Raw genomic sequence first — 18,438 nt, forward strand, 5'->3', positions numbered from 1 at the left:
CTCACGCGCGGCCGGCCCAGCGGTACTCCTGCTCGGGCCGGCCGCGGCCGCCGTGCCGGGCCGAGCGCCGCACCCGGCGGATCCGCTCGAGGTGCTCGAGGTAGCGCCGGGCCGTCACGCGGGAGATGCCCAGGCGCTCGCCCACCTCGGCCGCGCTCAGGGCGGTCTCCGGGTCCGCCCCCAGCAGCTCCACCACCTCGCGCAGGGTGCCCTCGGTCAGCCCCTTGGGCAGGGCCTCGGCGCGCCGCTCACGGGAGACGCGGAAGACGGCGTCCACCTGCTCCTGGCCGTCGAGGGCGCCGTCGCCGGCCAGCATCGCCGAGGCGGCGCGGAACCCGCCCAGCCGATCCGCGAACTCCTCGAACCCGAACGGCTTCACGAGGTACTGCGTCACGCCGTACGCGACGGCCCGGCGCACCACCGGCAGGTCGGTGGCCGCGGTGAGCGCCAGCACCCCGCCGTGGAAGCCGGCCGCGCGCAGTTGGTGCAGGAAGTCCAGGCCGTGCCCGTCGGGCAGGTTCATGTCCAGGAGCACGACGTCGAACGGGAAGCGCCCGTCCGCGTGCAGGCCCGCCGCGGCGACCTGCCGCGCGGCCAACAGGGAACCGGCCACCGCGGCCACCTCGAAGCCCGGCAGCCGGTCCAGGTGCGCCACGTAGGTCTCGGCCGTCAGCTGCTCGTCCTCGACGACGAGCACCCGGTACGGGCGGGCGGTCATGTCTCCTCCTGGGGTCGGGGGTCGCGGGGCACCTCGACGGTGAACACGGTGCCCGAGTCGGTCGCGACGTCCACGACCCCGCCGGCCTCCTCCGCGATCCGCCGCGTCAGCCACAGCCCCATGCCGCGTCCGGCGGCGCCGACGGGCTTCGTCGACCAGCCCCGGTCGAAGAGTCGGCCGCGGTCCGCGTCGGAGGGTCCGGGGCCGCCGTCGGCCACCTGCACGAGCAGGCCCGCGGCGTCCGAGACCACCTCGACGTCGACCCACCGGTCTGCCGCGGACAGGTCGGGTGCGGCGGCCGCGTCGAGGGCGTTGTCCACCAGGTTGCCCAGCACGGTCAGCAGGTCGAGCGGGCGCAGCGGGGCGGGCGCGGTCAGCTCGGCCGACCAGGTCAGCGCCACGCCCCGCTCACGCGCCTGGGCGGCCTTCGCGTCGAGCAGGGCGGCGAGGACGTCGTCGGAGACCTCCTCGTCCGCGGCGCGGCGGGACAGCACGGCCCGGGCGGCCTCCAGCCGGCCCGACTCCACGAGGGCGAGGGCGGTGTGCAGCTGGTTGGCGTGCTCATGCGTCTGCGCGCGCAGCGCCGTGGTCAGGGTGTGGGCCACGGTGAGCTCGTCGCCGAGCCGCTGCAGGTCGGTGCGGTTGTGCAGGACGAGCACGCGCGATCCCGCCGGGGCGGTGGTCACGCCCTCGCGGGCGGCCGCGGCGAGGGCCGTCGGCGGGACCGACCCGCCGGGGTCGGAACGGCCGGGCGCCCGCACGTCACGCTGCTGCACCACGAGGACCCGCCCGCCGACGGCAAGGCTCGCCTCGCCGCCGACCGCGCCCGGCAGGGCCGCGGAGAGCTCGGGGGGCAGTCGAGGCTCGCCCGCGCCCTCCCAGCCGAGCAGGCGCGCGGCGGCGTCGTTGTGCAGGCGGACCCGCCCGTCCGGGGCGAGGACCACGACGCCGGCCTCGAGCGAGTCCATGGCCGTCTCCGCCAGCAGGAACTGCTCGGCGATCTGCTCGGGGCCGCGTCCGAGCGTCACCCGGTTCAGATACCGGCCCACGAGCCAGGCGACGAGCAGGCCGACGGCGGCCACGGCGGCCGAGCCCAGCAGGATGCCGGGGATCTGGGCCTGGGCCATGATGGCGACATCGGAGATCTGCACGCCCGTCGTGACCACGCCAAGGACGGTGCCGTCCTCCGGGTCCACGACCGGTGCGAGCGCGCGCACCGAACGGCCCGCCGCACCGGTGCTCGAGAGCTCCACGACGGTGTCCCCGGCGACGACGGCGTCCACCGGCCTCGGATAGCGGACGCCGACCTGCTCGGGGCGCCAGCTCGCCAACCGCATCCCCTCCGGATCCATCACGGTCAGCCACGAGACCTGCGCCTCGGCGATCCAGCCGTCGATCCCGGCCTGCAGGGCGGGGGCATCGCCGGCCCGCAGGGCCGAGACGAGCGCGGGGTCGCGCGCCACGAGGGTGGTGACGCCCTGCACGTGGCGCTCCTCGACGCGCAGGGCCACCTCGCGGGCCTGGAGGTAGGCGCTCCACACGCTGAACAGGGCGATGGCCGCCACGAGCGCCACGTGGACCACGGCGATCCGCCGGGCGATCGACCACGGGTGGCGCATGCCTCTCCTCCCTCGGGCCGGCGACGCGCCGGTCCACCCCCACGATCCTGCAGCCGACGGGCCACCGTGACCACTATGACCGCAATCGTGACCGACACCACCGGGGGCCGCGAGAGTGGTCACATCCCCCGCGCCGCTGCGGACCGCTCGGCGGCGCCCCACCACCGCACAGAACGGAACGCCCGATGGCGCACACCCCACCGGCCGAGACCTCGGCCCCGCCGGCCCCGGCGACGAAGAAGGACCGCACCCACTGGCTGTACATCGCCGTGATCGCCTCGGTGGTGCTGGGCGCCGCTGTCGGCCTGCTCTTCCCCGAGTTCGGCAAGTCCCTCAAGCCCCTGGGCGACGGCTTCGTCTCCCTCATCAAGATGATGATCGGCCCGGTCATCTTCTGCACGATCGCCCTCGGCGTCGGCTCGATCGCCAAGGCCGCGACCGTCGGCCGCGTGGGCGGCATCGCCCTGGTCTACTTCATGGCGATGTCCACGTTCGCGCTGGCGGTCGGCCTCGTCGTCGGCAACCTCATCCACCCCGGCGAGGGCCTCAAGCTGACGCCCTACGACCCGAACAAGCCCCAGGCCGCGGTGGACGGCACCGTCCAGTTCCTGCTGGACATCATCCCCGGCTCCCTGCCGGTGCTGCCCACCCTGTTCATCGCCCTGCTCGTGGGCTTCGCCCTGCAGCAGATGGGCCCGGCCGGCGCCCCGCTGCTGCGTGGTCTCACCCTGATCCAGGGCGTCGTGTTCCGCATCCTCATGATGGTGATGTGGGTCGCCCCGATCGGCGCCTTCGGTGCGATCGCCGCCGTCGTCGGCGCCACGGGCTGGTCCGCGATCGGCGCCATGGCGCTGCTCATGGGCGCCTTCTACCTGACCTGCATCGCCTTCATCGTGGTGGTGCTCGGCACCGTCCTGAAGGTCGTGACCGGCCTGAGCATCCTGTCCCTCATGAAGTACCTGGGCCGGGAGTACCTGCTCATCTTCGCCACCAGCTCCTCCGAGACCGCCCTGCCCCGCCTGATCGCCAAGATGGAGCACGCCGGCGTGGACAAGTCCGTCGTGGGCGTGACCGTGCCCACCGGCTACTCCTTCAACCTGGACGGCACCGCCATCTACCTGACCATGGCCGCGCTCTTCGTCTCCAACGCGATGGGCGCGGAGATGAACCTCGGCGAGCAGGTCGGCCTGCTGGTCTTCATGATCATCGCCTCGAAGGGCGCGGCCGGCGTCACCGGCGCGGGCATGGCCACGCTCGCCGCCGGCCTGCAGGCGCACCGACCCGAGCTGCTCGGAGGCATGGGAGTGATCGTGGGCATCGACAAGTTCATGTCCGAGGCCCGCGCCCTGACGAACTTCACCGGCAACGCCGTGGCCACGCTCCTCATCGGCCGCTGGGTGGGCGAGCTCGACGGCGAGCGCGCCCGGCGCGTCCTCAGCGGCGAGCTGAAGTTCGACGAGGCGACCGTGGCCGGCCACGACGGCGCCGCGCACGACCCGCAGCAGTCCCCGACGATCGCCGAGCAGGCCTACGAGGGTCACCCCGACTCCAGCCTGAACTTCGCCATGGCCGCCGACGGCGACCGGAACCCCGCCCGCTGACGGAGGCGGCGGGCCCGCGCGGCACGCCGCACCGTCGACCACCGGCGACGCCGGGGACGAGCCTGGACACCGGCCCGTCCCCGGCGCCGCCGTCGTCCCGGGAACGCCAGGCACTAGGGTGGGGGAAGATCCGGACACGCCGACGACGGCGGCCGCGGCGCGCCGCGGCCCGCGGCCGGGCGTGCAGACCACCGTGGAAGGAGCCGGCGCCGCCGTGACCTCGAGAGAACCGATCCCCGTGATGACCATCCACGGCGAGCCCGTGCTCGGGCCCACCGGCCGGCCCAAGCACGACTTCCCCGAGCCCGCACCCCTGACCTCGCACGGCCCGGCGCGGATCATCTCGATGGTGAACCAGAAGGGCGGCGTCGGGAAGACGACCTCCACCATCAACCTGGGCGCCGCGCTCGCGGGCTACGGCCGCAGGGTGCTCATGGTGGACTTCGACCCGCAGGGCGCCCTCTCGGCCGGCCTGGGCGCGAACCCGCACGAGCTCGACACCACGGTGTACAACGTGCTCATGGAACGGTCCGTGACCGCGAAGGACGCGATCCTGTCCACGGACTTCGAGAACATGGACCTGCTGCCGGCCAACATCGACCTGTCCGCGGCCGAGGTGCAGCTCGTCAACGAGGTGGCCCGCGAGCAGGTCCTCGAGCGCGCGCTGCGCCAGGTCCGCGACGACTACGACGTGGTCCTCATCGACTGCCAGCCCTCGCTGGGCCTGCTGACCGTCAACGCGCTGACCGCCTCGCACGGCGTGATCATCCCGCTGACCGCCGAGTTCTTCGCGCTGCGCGCGGTCGCCCTGCTCGTCGAGACGATCGAGAAGGTGCAGGACCGGCTCAACCCGGACCTGGAGATCGACGGCGTGCTGGCCACGATGTTCGACCAGCGAACCCTGCACTCCAAGGAGGTCGTGGGCTCGCTGGTGGCCGGCTTCGGGGACCGCGTGTTCGAGACCGTCATCAAGCGGTCCATCAAGTTCGCCGACGCCACGGTGGCGGCCACGCCCATCACCCTGTTCGCCGAGAACCACGACGGCGCCAAGGCCTACCGGCAGCTCGCCCGCGAGCTGATCTGCCGCGGCGGCGCGCCGTGACCGTCCGCTGAGCGCCGACGACGCCGGCCCGGTCCCGTCGCGGGACCGGGCCGGTTCTCTGCGCGCTCGCGGCCGGGGGAGCGGTGGCCGGGAGACGCGACGCCGTCGATCTGCGAGAATGGAGCCGGGCGTGTCCGTCTCCGGGCCGTCCCTCACCCCCTGACCCGTCCGCCGCCGGCCCGACCGGCGCCGTTGACGCGCACCCGAAAGGACGCCCTCCCCATGAACTCCCGCAAGCCGCGAGGCTCCGGACGCACCCCCGCCGTCGGTCGACGGGGCGGCCCGTTCCAGGAGCGCGATTTCCAGCGACAGATCGGTGCCCGCCGCGGCGCCGCCGCCCCCCGTGAGGAGGCCCCCTTCGACGAGGACGCCGTGCCGCGCACCCGCGGCCGCCGCGGCCGCGGCGCCGGCGCCGCCCGGGCCAAGGCCGCCCACCTCGACCGCATCCACGACGAGTCGGGCGAGCGCCTGCAGAAGGTGCTGGCCGCGGCGGGTGTGGCGTCCCGGCGCGTGAGCGAGGACCTCATCGCGGAGGGCCGTGTGGAGGTGGACGGCGTCGTCGTCACCGAGCCCGGCGTGCGCGTGGACCCGGCCCGGGCCGTGATCCGGGTGGACGGCATCTCCGTGCAGACGGACGTGACCAAGCAGTACTTCGTCTTCAACAAGCCCCGCGGCGTGATCTCCACGATGGTGGACCCGGAGGGCCGGCCCTCGATCGCCACCTACCTCAAGCCCGGGCAGGAGCACCTGTTCCACGTGGGCCGTCTGGACAACGAGACCGAGGGCCTGCTCATCCTCACCAACGACGGTGAGCTGGCCAACCGCCTCACCCACCCCAGCTACGAGGTCCCCAAGACCTACGTCGTGCAGACCCGCGGCCCGCTGGCCAAGGGCGTCTCCAACCGGCTGCGCGAGGGCGTGGAACTGGAGGACGGCGTGGCGCAGGTCGACTCGTTCAAGCTCGTCGACTCGACGCCGGGCCACGTGCTCGTCGAGGTCGTGCTGCACTCGGGCAAGAACCGCATCGTGCGTCGCATGTTCCAGGAGATCGGCCACCCGGTCGAGCGGCTCGTCCGCGTCAAGGTGGGCCCCATCCTGCTGGGCGACCAGAAGCAGGGCACCGTCCGCGCACTCAACGCGCAGGAGCTGGGCCACCTCAAGGCCCTGGTCGGCCTGTGAGCGCGCCCGCCGAGTCCGCCGCCAAGCTCGGTGACGGCCCGGCCGGGATCCCGCAGCCCGTGCTCGTCCGGGGGACCGGTCTGCTGGGCGCCTCGATCGGCATCGGGCTGAGCGCGGCCGGTGTGGACGTGCGCCTGCACGACCCCTCGCCCGCCGCCCTGGCCGTGGCCGCGGACATCCGCGCCGGACGCCCCGCCCGCCTGGACGCCGAGGGCGACGACCTCGACGTCGCCCCGGGCCTCGTCGTCGTGGCCGCGCCGCCGGACGTGACCGCCGACGTCGTGGTCGACTCGCTGCGCCGCTGGCCCGCGGCCGTGGTGGTGGACATCGCCTCGGTGAAGGAGGCGGTCGCCGCGGGCGTGCGCGCTGCCGTCGACGACGGCCGCCTGGCCCCGCAGGACGCCGACCGGTACCTCGGGACGCACCCGATGGCCGGCTCCGAGCGGTCCGGTCCCGTGGCGGCCCGCGGCACCCTGTTCACGCAGGCGCCGTGGGTGCTGTGCCCGACGGACACGACGCACCCGGGCGCCCTCGCGGCCGGTCGGGCGCTCGCGCTGACGCTGCAGGCCACCCCGTACCGGATGGCGGCCCGCGCCCACGACGAATCGGTCGCGCTGATCTCGCACCTGCCGCAGATCGCCGCCTCGCTCGTGGCCTCCCGCCTGCAGGACACCCCGGACCAGGCGCTCGCCCTGGCCGGCAACGGGCTGCGGGACACCACCCGGATCGCAGCGTCGGACCCGCAGCTGTGGGTGCAGATCCTCTCCGGCAACGCCGGGCGGATCGTGCCGGCGCTGCACGGGCTGCGGGCGGACCTGGACCGGCTGATCCGCACCCTGGAGGACCCCTCCGCCCCCGGGGCGCGGCTGGACATGGCGCAGCTGATCGCCGAGGGCAACGCCGGTCGGGCACGGGTGCCCGGCAAGCACGGGGCGCCGCCGCAGGCGTTCGCGGTGGTCACGGTGATCGTGGACGACGCCCCCGGGCAGATCGCGGCCCTCCTCGACGAGGTCGGCCGCACGGACGTGAACGTGGAGGACCTGCGGCTCGAGCACGCCTCGGGCCACCGGGTCGGCATGGTGGAGATCTCCGTGCTGCCCGGCCGCAGGGACGAACTCGTGGCGGCGCTGACCGCCGCCGGATGGAAGGTGGTCTGAGATGACCGAGCACACCCGCGACGACGTCGCACCCGCGCCGCTCGTGGTGGCGGTGGACGGCCCCTCGGGCTCGGGCAAGTCGTCCGTGTCCAAGGCCGTGGCCCGGCGTCTCGGCGCCGCGTACCTGGACACCGGCGCCATGTACCGCGCCGTGGCGTGGCACTGCCTGAACGAGGGCGTCGACCTGGCCGATGCGGAGGCCGTGGCGGCGGCCGCCGTCGCCATGGACCTGGACCAGTCCACCGACCCGGACGTCGAGGCCGTGCGGGTCGGCGGCACGGACGTCACCGAGGCGATCCGCGGCCCCGAGGTCACGGACACGGTCTCCACCGTCGCCGTGGTGATCCCGGTGCGCGAGGAGCTGCACCGTCGCCAGCGGGCGGCGATCGCCGCCGCGGGCCGGATGGTCGCCGAGGGCCGCGACATCACCACGGTGGTGGCCCCGGACGCCCACGCGCGCGTGCTGCTCACGGCGTCCGAGGCCGTGCGCACCGCCCGCCGCTCGGGCCAGCTGGCCGCGGCGGGGGAGACCGGCGTCGACGCCGGCACGCTGCACCGTCAGGTGGCCGGGCGCGACGCCCGCGACGCCACCGTGTCCACGTTCGACCGCCCCGCCGACGGGGTGGCGCTCGTGGACTCCACCGAGCTCGACTTCGAGCAGACCGTGGCGGCCGTCCTGGCCGCCGTCGAGGACCAGGCCGGCATCCCGGCCGTGAAGGGAGGCCGACGATGACCGAGAACCCCCAGCACCGCTCCGGTGAGGACGAGTTCGTCCCCGCCGGCGACGATCAGGTGGCCGAGCGGCTCGCCGCCATGACCGAGGAGGAGGCCGAGGCGCGTGCCGCGTCGTTGCGCGCCGGCCTGGCCGACTATGAGCTCGAGGAGGACGACGCCGCCCTCCTCGACGCGTGGCAGCTCGGGCCGGACGAGGACGTCGACGCGCCCGTGCCGCCCGTGCTGGCCGTCGTGGGCCGGCCGAACGTCGGCAAGTCCACGCTCGTCAACCGCATCATCGGCCGTCGTGAGGCCGTCGTGGAGGACGTGCCCGGCGTGACGCGCGACCGCGTCTCCTACGACGCCGAGTGGAACGGCCGCGAGTTCACCGTGGTGGACACCGGCGGCTGGGAGCACGACGCCAAGGGCATCCACCGTCGCGTGGCCGAGCAGGCCGAGCTGGCCGTGGACGTGGCGGACGCCGTCGTGTTCGTGGTGGACGCCACCGTCGGCATGACGGCCACGGACGAGGCCGTGGTCTCGATGCTGCGCCGCAAGGACCGCCCCGTGATCGTGGCCGCCAACAAGGTGGACGACATGGTCCAGGAGGCCGACGCCGCCACCCTGTGGTCGCTCGGCTTCGGCTACCCGTACCCGGTGTCCGCGGTGCACGGCCGCGGCGTCGCGGACCTGTTGGACGCCGCGCTCGAGGCACTGCCGGAGGAGTCCGCCCACGGCGGTCTCGTGCCGCGCGGCGGCCCGCGCCGGATCGCCCTCGTGGGCCGGCCGAACGTGGGCAAGTCCTCGCTGCTGAACAAGCTGGCCGGCTCGGACCGCGTGGTGGTGGACGACCTGGCCGGCACCACGCGCGACCCCGTGGACGAGCTCGTGGAGCTCGGCGGACGGCTGTGGCGCTTCGTGGACACCGCCGGCATCCGTCGACGGCAGCACATGGCCCACGGCGCCGACTACTACGCCTCGCTGCGCACGGCCTCCGCCCTGGACCGCGCCGAGGTGGCCGTGGTGCTGCTCGAGGCGCCGCAGGTGATCTCGGAGCAGGACGTGCGCATCCTCCAGATGGTGCTGGACTCCGGTCGCGCCCTCGTGATCGCGTTCAACAAGTGGGACCAGGTGGATGAGGATCGGCGGCTCCAGCTGGCCAAGGAGATCGAGCGGGACCTGGCGCACGTCGCGTGGGCGCCGCGCGTGAACATCTCCGCGAAGACCGGCTGGCACAAGGACCGTCTCGTCCCCGCGCTGGACCTCGCCCTGGACTCATGGGACACCCGCATCCCCACGGGCAAGCTCAACGCGTTCCTCGGCGAGCTCGTGGCGGCCCACCCGCACCCGCTGCGCGGCGGCAAGCAGCCCCGCATCCTGTTCGCGACCCAGGTCTCGAGCCGGCCGCCCAAGTTCGTGCTGTTCACCACCGGGTTCCTGGACCCCGGCTACCGCCGGTTCATCGTGCGCCGCCTGCGCGAGACGTTCGGGTTCGAGGGCACGCCCCTCGAGATCGGCATGCGCGTGCGCGAGAAGCGCGGCCGCCGCCGCTGATCCGGCACCGCCCGCGACGACGTCCCTCGGCCACCCGCGCCGGGGGACGTCGTCGTCCCGGCAAGCTCCCACCGTTCGTCCACCTTCGCCTCGTAGCCTGAGGGCATGAGCCTCATCCGACGTCGCCCCGCCGCCCTGTCCCTGGCCACCCTGGCCGCGCTCGCGCTGGCCGCATCCGGCTGTGCGGTCGACGACGGCGAGACCCGGGCCGCGCTGCAGAGCGCGGAGGACCGGCTCGCCCAGGCCGAGGACCGGATCAGCGAGCTGGAGGCGGACGCCTCGGACCGCGTGGACCTGGGGCAGCTGCGCCAGGAGGCCGAGGGCGCCCTCGCAGAGGCGGACCAGCGCGCCGCCGAGGTCGTCGAGGACCTGACGCGATCCCTGCCCTCCGGTTCGGACATCGTCGACGTCGAGGCGCTCCGGGAGGACGGAAAGGTGGTCATCGAGTACGGCCAGTCTTTGCTCGATGCCGATCCCCAGGTCCTCGAGGACACGATGCGGGAGGCGGCGGAGCGGGCGCGCAACGCCATCCCGGACCTGAAGGATGTCGAATTCCGCGTGGGGGACCGGACCTTCACGTACTGATCCTGCGACGGGGATCCGTGAGCCCCCCCGACACGCCTCTTCGACCCGCCCGGAACGGCGGATCGGAGCGGCTCGACGTGTTACGCTTCACCCGTGCACGACTGCACCCTCAGTCATGAGAGGGTTCGTGCAGACCGCCAGGCCCACCGGTACGCCGGGGCCGCGGTCGCTGGGGGACTCTCGGTCGGGTGGCCCTCGGTCAAGGGATGAGGGGTTCACGTCTGTGAAGAGGACGTGGGCCCCTTGTTCACGTTTCGGGGGTGTCGCGCGGTTTGCCCCTGACAACGACGACCTGGCAGGCCCGCTTCCGATTCGCGCCCGGCGGTGCCGGTGGGGTATGCTCATCGGGTGCCGAAGCGCGGATGACCGCGATTCGCCACGGGCTATGGCGCAGCTTGGTAGCGCGCTTGACTGGGGGTCAAGAGGTCGTGGGTTCAAATCCCGCTAGCCCGACCACGTTCCCACGGGTCAGAGTCCGCATCTGACGAGGGAAAATGGAATGAGGCCCAGGTACTCCCTCGAGGGGAGCGCCTGGGCCTCTTTCCGTGCCTGACATATTCCTTAGCACAAACTGATCGAGACAGACCCTACGGTTCGGCGTTCGGCTCGACTTATATCCCCGGGAATTCAGAACTTCCTCAGTGGCCGAGCGGCTCGATCCAAAATCGATCTCGTCGGTGACCAGAGCGTTGGCCCTGAAGCCCCCTGGGTCTGATGGAGACTCGCGCTATTTGATTCCGACCAGCTGTTCGCGGCCGGCTTCGACAGCATAGAACGTGTCCTCGAACTCGGCGGGTGGGACGTCGCCGAGGTAGCCGTGGAGGCGTTGCGTGTTGTGCCAGGACACCCACCCGAGGGTCGCGAGCTCGAGGTCCTCGACCGTCCGCCAGGGACCTGGCCGTGCGGGTCCGCGGACGTGCTCGGCCTTGTAATAGCCGTTCACGGTCTCGGCCAGGGCGTTGTCATAGCTGTCCCCGACGGTCCCGATCGACGGTGTCGCTCCGATCTCGGCGAGGCGTTCGCCGTAGCGAATGGAGGTGAATTGAGACCCCGCGTCGCTGTGGCAGCGCAGGTCCTCGTGGCGAGCGCCGCGGGACCAGCGGGCCATCTCGATCGCGTCGAGGACCATCTCGGTGCGCATGTGTGACGCGCACCGCCACCCGACGATCATCCGGGAGAACGCGTCGACGATGAAGCAGACGTACGCGACGCCGGCCCACGTCGGCACGAACGCCAGGTCGGTGACCCAGAGCCGGTTCGGGGCAGGCGCGGTGAACTCCCGCTTCACGAGGTCCGGGTGCCGCGCCGCGGTCGGATCTGGCCGGGTCGTCTTCACCCGCTTCGACCGCCGCGCACCCTCGATGCCTGCAGCGCGCATCAGCCGGGCGGCCTGGTCTCGGCCGATCATGATCCCCGCCCGGCCGGCGGCTTTCCAGAGCTTGCGGATTCCATAGACGCGGTAGTTCGTCTCCCAGAGCTCGACCAGCTGCGGGATCAGCTCCTCGTCCCGCACCGCGCGAGCCGAGGGGGCGCGGGTCTTGGCGGCGTAGTAGCTGCTCGGAGCCACCTGCAGCAGCCTGCAGATGAGCTCGACTCCGAGCCGGCGACCGTCGACCAGGTCATCCTTGTTCGCGTCGATGAACGCGACTACTTCCGGTAGTGGCGGTCGAGCTCCGCCCCGAAGAAAGACGCAGCACGCTTGAGGACCTCGTTGGCCCGCCGCAACTCCCGGACCTCCTGCTCCAGCTCACGCACCCGCCGCGCCTCAGCGCTGCTCACGTCAGAGGTGACGCCGTCGTCAATGTCGGCTTGCTTGACCCACATCCGCACGGACTCGACCCCGTACCCGAGCTGCGTCGCGACCCGATTGACGGTCCCATGCTCGGTCCCCAGCTCGGCACGCAGCGTCCTCACCATCCGGACCGCCGCGGCCTTCTCCTCCGGCGAATACCGACGCGTCGTCGGCTTCCCCGCTGTCTGCTCTTTCGGCATAACTCCATCCTCGTTTCCAAGGTCAGGAGTCTCCAACAAACCCAGGGCGCTTCAATCGGTCAGGAAGGCAGCAGGAGCACCTTGATGTCGTAGTCGAGCTTGCAGAGATAGAAGATCAACTCGACGACGGGACGGTGACTATCCCAGCGGGGCTGTGAGGGGCCGATCTCGCAGAACCTTGCGGCAAACTCAACCTTCTCGCGCGCGGCCGGGATCGATGCGCGGAAGGCCGCTTCATCCCATTGCTCTTCGCTCATACTCCCGACCGTAGCGGTGAGTACCGACACGGCCATGGGAGCTCTCAGCCCCAGAAGATCGGATCCTGGTGGCTGCCGATGTAGTCGAGCAGACTCTGGACGTTCTTCGTCGGGCGCCTCTTCGTGTACTCGTGGAACTTCATGTGCCGGTCACGCCAGTAGATGCTCCACTGGCCGGTCTTGACGGTGTATCGCAGGCGCGCGACCGGGAACCGCGTCCAGTCGCCCTGCCCGTCCCACGGCGGCCGCGTCTCGATGATCGTGACGTGCCGGTCGGCGATCTCGGCTTCTACTCTCACCTGATCCCACAGGTGCTCGGGCACGCGTTCACGGCACCAGCGGCCGATGCGCAGCAGGTCGGTCTCGGGCATAGCCATGGTCAAGTCCTTTTGAGTGGTGTATCGAGGCTTTGTCGGGTTCCTCGTGGTCGGGTGGGTTGTCAGGCGGCGAGTGCCGCGTGGCCGGGGTCGTCGGTCATGGTGTCGCTGACCTGTAGGGCGGCTTGTTCAGCCGCGGCTTTCGCGGCTGCTTCGGCGAGCATCGTGTCGGTCGCGGTCAGCAATTCCAGGCTCATGTAGCGCCGTGATTCGGTCCATTCGTCGTGCTGCTCGGCCAGCACCGCGCCGAGGAGTCTAATCACCGCGACTCGGCTGGGGAAGATGCCGACGACGTCGGTGCGTCTCCGGATCTCCTTGTTGAGCCGTTCGTTCGGGTTGTTCGACCAGATCTTCTTCCACACCTCCTTCGGGAACTTCGTGAACGTGAGCACCTCATCGCGGGCGCCCTCGAGGTGCTCGGCAGCGGCCGGCAGATGGGTGGCCAGGCTGTCGATCATGTGCTCGTACTGGGCGATCACCGCCTCGACGTCGGGCTGGGTGTAGACGCTGTGCAGCAGCGCTTTCACCGCGGGCCACTGCGACTTCGGGCACACCGCCATCAGGTTGGCCGCGTAGTGGGTGCGGCAGCGCTGCCACTGCGCCGTCCCGAACACCGCCCCGGCCGCTTCGACCAGCCCGGCATGGGCATCGGAGGTGATCAGCTCCACCCCCGACAGGCCGCGGGCAGCCAGATCACGGAAGAACCCGAGCCACCCCTCCCTGGTCTCCGCGGTGCCCAGTTGCAGGCCGAGGATCTCGCGGTAGCCGTCGTTGTTGATGCCGGTGGCGACCATGGCGGCGACCTTGACGACCCGGCCGTGTTCACGCACTTTGAGCACGAGCGCGTCGGCGGCGACAAACCGATACGGCCCAGCATCGAGCGGCCGGGTGCGGAACGCTTCGACCTGCGCATCCAGGTCTTTACTCATCTCTGAGACCTGCGATTTCGACAGGCCCGTGATGCCGAGAGTCTGCACCAGTTTGTCCATCCGGCGGGTGGAGACGCCGAGCAGGTAGCAGGTGGCGACCACCGTGGTCAGCGCTGCCTCGGCTCGGCGGCGCCGCTCCAGGAGCCAGTCGGGAAAGTAGGTGCCTTCGCGCAGTTTCGGGATCGCGACGTCGATGGTGCCGGCGCGGGTGTCCAGGTCCCGGTGCCGGTAGCCGTTACGCCGGTTGGTGCGCTCATCCGAGCGGGCGCCGTAGGCGGCGCCGCACACGCTGTCAGCCTCGGCCGACAGCAGGGCATTGATGAAGGTGGTGAGCATCTGACGCATCAAGTCCGGCGAGGCCTGGGTGAGCAGATCGGACAGAAACGCCTGGGGGTCGATATCGTGGGGAGCGGTCATCGCGGGTGTCCCTTTCGAGTGGGATGTGAGAGTTTCCTCGAAAGCCTCCCGCGGTGACCGCTTCTACTTCGCGGTCGACACGCCAACCGGAGTCAACGTGCTGCGGGATTCGTACACCACTCTGCCGGACGCAACTGCGCCGCACCCTCCACACCGGGATGAGCCTGCTGACCGACCGCCAAAAAGAACACCTCAGCGTCCTCTTCGCCCACGAGAAGCACGCCGCGGTCGAAGCGGCCTGGGAGATCTACCAGGCCATGGTCGCCGCGTATCGAGAATTCGACCGCGCAAAGGCTAAGGCCAAGATGGAGAAGGTGATCGCGGCGCTGAGCAAGAAGGTCCCCGACACCCTCGAGGAACTGGGCAAGCTCGGCCGGACACTGACCAAACGCGCCGCCGACGTGCTGGCGTTCTTCGAGCGACTGGGCACCAGCAACGGTCCGACGGAGGCGATCAACGGCCGGCTCGAACACCTGCGCGGCTCCGCCCTCGGCTTCCGCAACCTCACCAACTACATCGCCCGCAGCCTCCTCGAATCAGGCGGCTTCAGACCCTTGCTACACCCTCAAATGCGATGAGCCTCGAATGCAGGATCTTGTGCCGACAGCGGCGCACGATGGTCGCGGGGATCTCGAACAACCGTGCGCGAAACCGTTTGGGCTCCCAGCGACGTGCATCATGGCCGGCCAGCGCGATGGCCTGCATCCAGGCGACGATGACGCCGGCGAGCTGGACGATCTGGCACCAGACCTGGTTCTGCGCGAATCCCTGCAGCGGGAACTTCATCAGGCCCATGTCCTTGGCGTTGCGGATCCGGTCCTCGCAGCGCGCGCGGCGGCGGTGACGCAGCTCCAGCACTGGAAGCTGGCCGCGTGGGGCGTTGGTCGCGAACGCAGTGATCCGCATCCCTTTGTGATCGGTGGTCCGTAGCTGCACTCCGGGGTGGGGGCGTTCCTTCCTTACGGTTACCCGCATTCCGGGGGCCACCCGGGCAGGTCCAGTAGTCCGGTCAGTTCCGCGACCCATGCCCCATCGCGGATCCCTTCGGTGTCGGTGTCGTAGGCAGGAGTCCACGCCTTCGCCTCATCAATACGTTCCAACAGGTCAGGAGTGTTCGCGGGGAGGGTGAACCCGACTGAGTAGGCCAGACGCTGCCGCTCCAGCCAGCCCGCGAAGTCCTTGGGGCCGCCGGCCCCGTCGGTGCGAATCAGGACCTTTTTCGATCCCCGCCCGCCCCGGCCCAGCAGGGCCGGTGGGAGCTGCGCAAGGGCCAGACGGGTGACGGCGATGTGATCGCTGGCGGTGTTCGAGCCCGCGTTGCCGGGGCGAAGGTGGATCGCGAGCGGTTCCCCGGTTCCTTCGCTGCCGTGGTCCAGGAACGCGTACAGAGGGTGGTAGCCGAAGCCGCGTTTGAACGTCGGGGCGGCTTGCTCCTTCTCACTGTGGACGTTGATCAGGGTGGCGTCGAGGTCGATGACCAGCGGGGTCTTCGCGCTCGTCCCCTCGGCCGGGGAATGCTCGCCGGCCAGGGCCCAGGCCTGCTCGCGCGCGGTCCTGCGAGCCCTGGCGATCGCGGTCATCACGGCGGGCGCGTCCTCAGCGAGGGTGGTGAGCGTGCGGGAGATCGTTGGGGCCGAGGCGACGTCACCGAACAGGCCCGGCTCGCACCGCAGCAGGTCGGTGTCACGGGCGACCTCCCCGCCCACCGCGAGAGTCATCGCGAGGTCCAGCAGGACCTTGGAGGCGTGATGCTCGGCCAGCGGTTTCGTCCATGAACCCAACGCTTCACGCAGCGAAGAGGCGAGGCCGGTGGCGTGGATCGTGTCGGTCAGCAGCACCGCGCCCGCATGCGAGGCCGCCGGGACCTCAGCGACGTCCACACGCGGGCGGGGGTAGAAGAACACGGTAGGGTGGGACACCTGAAAGGTGCTCCTTCCGGCCAGGGATTACGAGACTCGACACCCCGTATCATCCCAGGCCAGGAGCACCTTTCTCTATGACGCCCACCCGTCGAGACCACACCCCAGTGAAATCTCGAGGTCAGCGGGTGCTCGTGGCAGGGCCTGAACTGTGGTCCGTACACTCCTACTCATGGATGCGCTTGATATTGGACGGATCGTGGCCGGACTGGTGCTGCTGGTCTTGGGTGGGGAATTTTTGGTGCGTGGGGCGTCAGCACTGGCCGGACGTTTCGGGATTTCGTCATTGGTGATCGGTCTCACCGTAGTGTCAGCGGCGACGTCGGCACCCGAGTTCGCAGTGAGCGTCGGTGCTGTACTGCGTGATGAACCGGGGCTTGCCGTGGGCAATGCGGTTGGCAGCAACATCATTAATGTCCTGCTCATCCTGGGACTGTCCGCGCTGGTCGTTCCCCTCGCTGTAAAGCGGAGGCTGATCCGCTTTGACCTGCCCCTGATGGTCGTCTTGTCAGTTCTACTGCTCCTTGTGTCCCTGGATGGGAGGATCAGTGCGGTGGACGGGCTGATACTATTTTTCGGTGTGGTGGTCCACACCATAATGTCCGTGGTGATTAGTCGGCGGGACGCCAAGACCGCGGTGAATGCCCGGGAAGGGACAGGAGATTCGGCAACCGTCGATCCAGCCGACGAGGAAGGGGCTGCGCTAGGCGCCTCGGTCAGCAGGTCGCTCTTCTTTGTGCTGCTGGGGGTCGCGTTGCTGGTCGCCGGTGCCACGCTGCTCGTGGAAGGAGCAGTGAACATAGCCACCACGTTGGGCGTAAGCAGCCTCGTGGTCGGACTGACCGTTGTGGCTGTCGGGACATCGCTGCCCGAGCTGGCGACGTCCATCATTGCCGTGCGTCGCGGTGAACGCGACCTAGCGGTGGGCAACGTGGTCGGCAGCAATATCTTCAACATAGGGGTAGTGCTAGGACTAACCGCGCTCATCTCTCTTGAGGGCATTCCCGTATCCGGCGCCGCAGTGGCCTTCGATATCCCAGTAATGCTGGCGGCCGCAGTGGCACTACTGCCGATCGCGTTCACGGGCTTCGCGGTGGCGCGTTGGGAGGGCGGCTTGTTCGTGGTTTTGTACGCCGCCTACACCGGATACCTTGTGCTGGCTGCCACAGCGCACGATGCACTGGAGGGATTCACCGTAGCCATGGCGTGGTTCGTGCTGCCGTTAATCGCACTGACGCTCATTTCCTTTACAGCCTACGAAATCGGGCTCCGCAAGGGACGCCGAGACCTGGACCAGACCACGACTTCGACGTAGACCGTCGAGTGCATTCGGCTGCTGGCTTCATTCAGGTCGTCGGCTGAATGTAAATCGGCAAGAGATGACTGTCGGTTGGTGGTGTCATAGCGTCGTAGCAACACTCCCGGTCGGTGGGGGCTCGAGGCGAGGAGGCCTGGGATGGTGCGGCGGCGACTCACGTTCACGGAGCGGATGGAGATCTCGACGGGATCGAAGGCCGGGTGGGGAGTCCGGAAGATCGCGTCTCACCTGGGTAGATGCCCTTCGGTGGTCTCCAGAGAGCTTCGACCGAACTCGACGAAGACGCGCGGCTATCAAGCCGTGACCGCGGACGTGAAAGCGCAACGCCAGCGCTCTCGCCCACAGGTCCGGAAAGTGGCAAAGGACCCGGTACTCGAGGCCATCGTCACCGCCGACCTCGCAGCGTCATGGATGCCGAACGAGATCGCGGGTCGCTTGCGTCTGGAGGCCGCAGACCCGACCGTTGAACGCATGGCGAACTCTCCCGACGCTCAGGGCCGCACCGTCAGCGGAGAAGCGATCTACCAGTACATCTACGCGATCCCCCGCGGAGAACTCGCCAAGCGTGGGATCTTCTTGCAGTCCAAACGGACCAAGCGCCGGCCCCGCACGCACGGCCGCTCCCGAGGCGGGCCGATCGTGGGGATGGTCCCGATCGCGGAGCGTGGCGAGGACGCGGCGAAGCGGCGGGTACCCGGGCACTGGGAGGGCGACCTGATCATCGCGAAGAACGGGTCCTCGTGCGCGGCGACGCTGGTGGAGCGGATGAGCGGGTTCACCGGCCCGCTCGCCCTGCCCTCGAAACACGCCGAGGGCCCCCGCGGACGCGGTGATCGAGTACTTCACCGAGCTGCCCCGGATGATGCAGACCTCGCTGGTAAGGGACCAGGGCAGCGAGATGGCGCACCACGCAAAGGTCTCCCCTGGGCTGACCCCGTTTCGTAGGTCCAGTCGTTATGAGAGTCGTCCTGTTGCCCGCGGTCGCGGGCAGGGAGACTGG

The 18,438-nt window shown here is 70.3% G+C and carries 15 protein-coding genes, 1 tRNA gene, 2 pseudogenes and 1 other annotated feature; of the genes and pseudogenes, 11 read left to right on the plus strand and 7 right to left on the minus strand.

Annotation, left to right across the window (positions count from 1 at the left end; genetic code table 11):
* Position 1: 1 nt before the first annotated feature.
* A complete protein-coding gene (locus KVS67_RS09025) occupies positions 2-718 on the minus strand; it encodes a response regulator (RefSeq protein WP_145951497.1) in 717 nt (238 codons plus the stop codon).
* Positions 715-2,337 (minus strand): ATP-binding protein, encoded by a 1,623-nt coding sequence (locus tag KVS67_RS09030; RefSeq protein WP_145951496.1) that lies wholly within the window; start codon positions 2,335-2,337, stop codon positions 715-717. The genes KVS67_RS09025 and KVS67_RS09030 overlap by 4 nt, the downstream gene beginning before the upstream one ends.
* 185 nt (positions 2,338-2,522) lie before the next feature.
* Between KVS67_RS09030 and KVS67_RS09035 the strand changes: the two genes are divergently transcribed.
* From KVS67_RS09035 to KVS67_RS09070, 8 genes are all read left to right on the plus strand, one after another.
* A complete protein-coding gene (locus KVS67_RS09035) occupies positions 2,523-3,938 on the plus strand; it encodes a cation:dicarboxylase symporter family transporter (RefSeq protein WP_063189211.1) in 1,416 nt (471 codons plus the stop codon).
* Positions 3,939-4,179: 241 nt separating this feature from the next.
* Positions 4,180-5,040 (plus strand): ParA family protein, encoded by an 861-nt coding sequence (locus KVS67_RS09040; protein ID WP_036315755.1) that lies wholly within the window; start codon positions 4,180-4,182, stop codon positions 5,038-5,040.
* 222 nt (positions 5,041-5,262) lie between these two features.
* Positions 5,263-6,219 (plus strand): pseudouridine synthase, encoded by a 957-nt coding sequence (locus KVS67_RS09045; protein ID WP_041102683.1) that lies wholly within the window; start codon positions 5,263-5,265, stop codon positions 6,217-6,219.
* Positions 6,216-7,376 carry a prephenate dehydrogenase gene (locus KVS67_RS09050; protein WP_063189213.1) on the plus strand — a complete coding sequence of 387 codons (1,161 nt, stop codon included), beginning with the start codon at positions 6,216-6,218 and terminating at the stop codon, positions 7,374-7,376. The genes KVS67_RS09045 and KVS67_RS09050 overlap by 4 nt, the downstream gene beginning before the upstream one ends.
* 1 nt (position 7,377) lies before the next feature.
* Positions 7,378-8,109: a (d)CMP kinase gene (gene cmk, locus KVS67_RS09055; protein WP_041102682.1), complete on the plus strand. Its 732-nt coding sequence runs from the start codon at positions 7,378-7,380 to the stop codon at positions 8,107-8,109.
* Positions 8,106-9,644, plus strand: a complete 1,539-nt coding sequence (gene der, locus KVS67_RS09060) for a ribosome biogenesis GTPase Der (RefSeq protein ID WP_063189215.1) — start codon at positions 8,106-8,108, stop codon at positions 9,642-9,644. The genes cmk and der overlap by 4 nt, the downstream gene beginning before the upstream one ends.
* A 105-nt stretch (positions 9,645-9,749) precedes the next feature.
* The gene (locus KVS67_RS09065; protein ID WP_044659889.1) at positions 9,750-10,229 is read left to right on the plus strand and encodes a hypothetical protein; all 480 of its coding nucleotides are present in this window, start codon (positions 9,750-9,752) and stop codon (positions 10,227-10,229) included.
* A 379-nt stretch (positions 10,230-10,608) separates the two neighbouring features.
* Positions 10,609-10,685: transfer RNA gene (locus KVS67_RS09070), tRNA-Pro, on the plus strand.
* A gap of 271 nt (positions 10,686-10,956) precedes the next feature.
* Here the strand turns inward: KVS67_RS09070 and KVS67_RS09075 are convergent.
* From KVS67_RS09075 to KVS67_RS09090, 4 genes are all read right to left on the minus strand, one after another.
* Positions 10,957-12,221 (minus strand): IS3 family transposase gene (locus KVS67_RS09075; protein WP_254629309.1). Its coding sequence is split into 2 segments (ribosomal slippage): positions 10,957-11,918 and positions 11,918-12,221, totalling 1,266 coding nucleotides; the frame shifts between segments, so codons are not numbered across the junction.
* Positions 11,788-11,922 (minus strand) — a sequence feature (AL1L pseudoknot). It overlaps the preceding gene by 135 nt.
* Before the next feature lie 59 nt (positions 12,222-12,280).
* A complete protein-coding gene (locus KVS67_RS09080; RefSeq protein WP_010078466.1) occupies positions 12,281-12,478 on the minus strand; it encodes a hypothetical protein in 198 nt (65 codons plus the stop codon).
* A gap of 44 nt (positions 12,479-12,522) precedes the next feature.
* Positions 12,523-12,855 (minus strand): DUF3024 domain-containing protein, encoded by a 333-nt coding sequence (locus KVS67_RS09085; protein WP_036315702.1) that lies wholly within the window; start codon positions 12,853-12,855, stop codon positions 12,523-12,525.
* 62 nt (positions 12,856-12,917) lie between these two features.
* The gene (locus tag KVS67_RS09090; RefSeq protein ID WP_036337267.1) at positions 12,918-14,201 is read right to left on the minus strand and encodes an IS256 family transposase; all 1,284 of its coding nucleotides are present in this window, start codon (positions 14,199-14,201) and stop codon (positions 12,918-12,920) included.
* Positions 14,202-14,335: 134 nt separating this feature from the next.
* Between KVS67_RS09090 and KVS67_RS09095 the strand changes: the two are divergent.
* Positions 14,336-14,779: pseudogene (locus KVS67_RS09095) on the plus strand (transposase); the annotation flags it as partial.
* Positions 14,780-14,834: 55 nt separating this feature from the next.
* Here the strand turns inward: KVS67_RS09095 and KVS67_RS09100 are convergent.
* Positions 14,835-16,105 (minus strand): annotated as a pseudogene (locus KVS67_RS09100) (IS1380 family transposase); the annotation flags it as partial.
* Positions 16,106-16,292: 187 nt separating this feature from the next.
* On the opposite strand from KVS67_RS09100, the gene KVS67_RS09105 reads away from it, so the two are divergent.
* Together KVS67_RS09105 and KVS67_RS09110 are read left to right on the plus strand one after the other, a co-directional pair.
* Complete coding sequence (locus KVS67_RS09105) at positions 16,293-17,435, plus strand: calcium/sodium antiporter (protein WP_043282823.1); 1,143 nt, start codon at positions 16,293-16,295, stop codon at positions 17,433-17,435.
* A 249-nt stretch (positions 17,436-17,684) separates the two neighbouring features.
* Positions 17,685-18,383: an IS30 family transposase gene (locus KVS67_RS09110; protein ID WP_368669047.1), complete on the plus strand. Its 699-nt coding sequence runs from the start codon at positions 17,685-17,687 to the stop codon at positions 18,381-18,383.
* Positions 18,384-18,438: the final 55 nt, after the last annotated feature.

Origin of the sequence: Micrococcus sp. GbtcB5 (assembly GCF_019091605.1) — a bacterium.
GTDB classification, from domain to species: Bacteria; Actinomycetota; Actinomycetes; order Actinomycetales; family Micrococcaceae; genus Micrococcus; species Micrococcus luteus.